Source organism: Wolbachia endosymbiont of Nomada ferruginata (assembly GCF_001675785.1).
GTDB lineage: Bacteria > Pseudomonadota > Alphaproteobacteria > Rickettsiales > Anaplasmataceae > Wolbachia > Wolbachia pipientis.
The window spans coordinates 1-2508 of the sequence record NZ_LYUY01000135.1 but is presented as its reverse complement, the minus strand read 5'-3'; the positions used below and the strand labels follow the sequence as shown (position 1 = coordinate 2508).

Below are 2508 nucleotides of genomic sequence, written 5' to 3'. Positions count from 1 at the left end.
AGTTTTTCTACGTTATACCGCCACAACTGTACGAACATTGTGATATGATGAGATGTTACATAGTAAACGATGTCATGAAAGTAGCTGACACTGGAATTCAGAAAAAAGGATGATGTTATTCCAGTGCCTCTATGATGTCATCCCAGTGCTTGACACTGGGATCCAGCTTTTTCATAATCATCAAAATGTTGTATTTTAACATAAAACAGCTACTTTTATGCTTACCAACTTAATAAAATTCCTGGATCCCAGTGTCTGGGTACTGCCCACTGGTGGCCCAAACTACAACGTTCGTACAGTTGTGCGCTGTATAGATTCCGCTAACTAGTAGCGGAATGACGGTTTTTCAAATTGTCGGTAAACCTAAGCCACTTTAGCTATATCATCTTGAGAACACCTAAAAGTAAACTTCTGTAATAAAATGTTAATTACTTCATGCTAAGATAGATCTTATTTTATTAAAGGTATTAGTTTATGACTACAGATTGCAAAGCAAAAATGTTAAATTGCATTAGTAAGTACAGAGAAGAACTTGGAGAAAACAAAGCAGCAATCAAACAAACTTTAACTAATGATAAAATCAATATAAGCGATCACTTTTACCAGGGTGATAAAATCTACAACGAAGAAATATTTAATGTAGGAGGCGAGTGTCAAGATACAAAACATGGTAACTCAGAATATACGTATGATGACTGGAAGCAAAAAATTGAAAAATCTCATGCTAAAGATTTGCTAAAAATGCTACAAGATAAAGCAAAAGACAAAATATTAAAGAGTTTTGAAGATTATGAAAAGTATCATGAAAATGCTGTTGAAGCTATAAAAAGAGAATTAGACATAGATTCGAAATTAAAGGCAATATTCAGAGAAAAGCAACAACCAGAAACTGATGAAACTCGAGCATATTATGACATTATACGAGGTTTGTATGAAAATGGAGACATGGATTCTCAATTAAAGTGCAGAGATCTTGATTGTTTTGATAGAACAATAAAAGATAATCTATCCCAAAAACAATCGGAATTAACTAATATAAAGAATAACTTTTTAGATGATACACAAAACATCTTTAAATATATTCAAGTTGAAGATAATATTTGATAGACGAATATCTATTTTATAGTAAAGAGGACAGACGAATTCTTAAAGTCTCTTTGCGTAAAGCTGTGTTTTTTTTAGAATTTTACAGCTATACAATGTTTTACTGTTTCCAAAGCAATATCTTTATAAATTTTTGCCAAATCCTCACTTAACATTAAAGGATTTCCGCAATCAGAAGCATGGCATATTTGTGGATCTAGAGGAACTCTGCCTAGAAGTTTGATGCCCAGCTCCTCAGACATTTTTTTTGCACCGTCTTTTCCAAATATGTATATTTTTGAGCCGCTTTGAATGAAATAACTCATATTTTCTACAATGCCAATAACCGGTACGCTGAGCTTTGTAAACATATCATAAATTTTGCGAGCATCGATTAAAGAGAGCTCCTGTGGAGTTGAAACTATTATCGCCCCAGTTAAGTTAAAATTTTCCATAAGACTTAAATGCACATCGCCAGTTCCAGGTGGTGTATCAACTATCAAATACTCTATATCGGACCATTTTGTTCCCATTAGCAGATTATAAAGTGCTTTTGTAATCATAGGTCCGCGCCATATTGCTGCACGATCTTTATCGATAAAATAGCCAATTGAAATAGTATGCAGTCCATACTTTTCTATAGGCATTGCTTTACTATCCTGTATTTTTGGCTTTAATTTTTCAGCGCCAAGCATTTTAGGAATTGAAGGACCATATATATCTGCATCAACCAGCGCAACTTTGTGTTTTAACTTTGCTAATGAGAGAGCAAGATTTAGCGCAACTGTGGACTTGCCCACACCGCCTTTACCAGAGGCCACAACGATTATATTTTTCACTCCTTCGATATGTAATTTAGCTTTTTGTTGCCCAGTTTGTTTTTGACAAGTAGCAACCACGGTCACTTTTGTCACCCCCGGTATAGCTTTAACAGCTTGCTCACAATTTCTTCTTAATTCTTCATTTGCTTGCGTGTTACCGGCAACTTCAAGCGCAAAACCAACGTCCCCACCTTTAATAATGATTGAGGATATTATACCAAGAGTTTTACCACTTTCTTGTTCTACGACTTTTTTTAAGCTCTCTCTTACAATTTCTTCGTTGATCATTAGCCTTTTAAGTGATTTCTTCCTGAAGTCGTTTAATCTCAGCTTGAGGAAGGCCGGTTGTCTGAGAGATAATATCAATAGAGATGTCAGCCTTAAGTAGGTTTTTTGCTACTTCAATCTTTCCTTCAATCTTTCCCTCATCAAGTTTTTGAGCGAGGATGCCTTCTTCTTTCCGCAGATCCATTATTCTTTCTTCGTAAGCTACTAAATCTTTTTCATTCCAGCTAAACCTGTCTAATTCATCGTGACAATGTCCATGTAACAAAGATAAGTTTTTGATCATATTGTTTCGTCTATTCCGGTCTTTGTGATGTAT

General features: G+C 34.8%; 2 protein-coding genes and 1 pseudogene. 1 reads left to right on the top strand and 2 read right to left on the bottom strand.

The window, feature by feature from the left end:
• Nucleotides 1-474: 474 nt before the first annotated feature.
• Complete coding sequence (locus BA053_RS05955; protein ID WP_065094973.1) at nt 475-1104, top strand: hypothetical protein; 630 nt, start codon at nt 475-477, stop codon at nt 1102-1104.
• 74 nt (nt 1105-1178) lie between these two features.
• Here the strand turns inward: BA053_RS05955 and BA053_RS05950 are convergent, their stop codons facing one another.
• Together BA053_RS05950 and BA053_RS05945 are read right to left on the bottom strand one after the other, a co-directional pair.
• Nucleotides 1179-2192 (bottom strand): Mrp/NBP35 family ATP-binding protein, encoded by a 1014-nt coding sequence (locus BA053_RS05950; RefSeq protein WP_065094974.1) that lies wholly within the window; start codon nt 2190-2192, stop codon nt 1179-1181.
• A gap of 7 nt (nt 2193-2199) precedes the next feature.
• Nucleotides 2200-2439, bottom strand: a pseudogene (locus tag BA053_RS05945) (hypothetical protein); the annotation flags it as partial.
• Between the last annotated feature and the right edge of the window lie 69 nt (nt 2440-2508).

Coding starts and splice junctions, on each gene's coding strand:
- BA053_RS05955 (WP_065094973.1), top strand. CDS start 475: ATGACTACAGATTGCAAAGCAAAAATGTTAAATTGCATTAGTAAGTAC.
- BA053_RS05950 (WP_065094974.1), bottom strand. CDS start 2,192: ATGATCAACGAAGAAATTGTAAGAGAGAGCTTAAAAAAAGTCGTAGAA.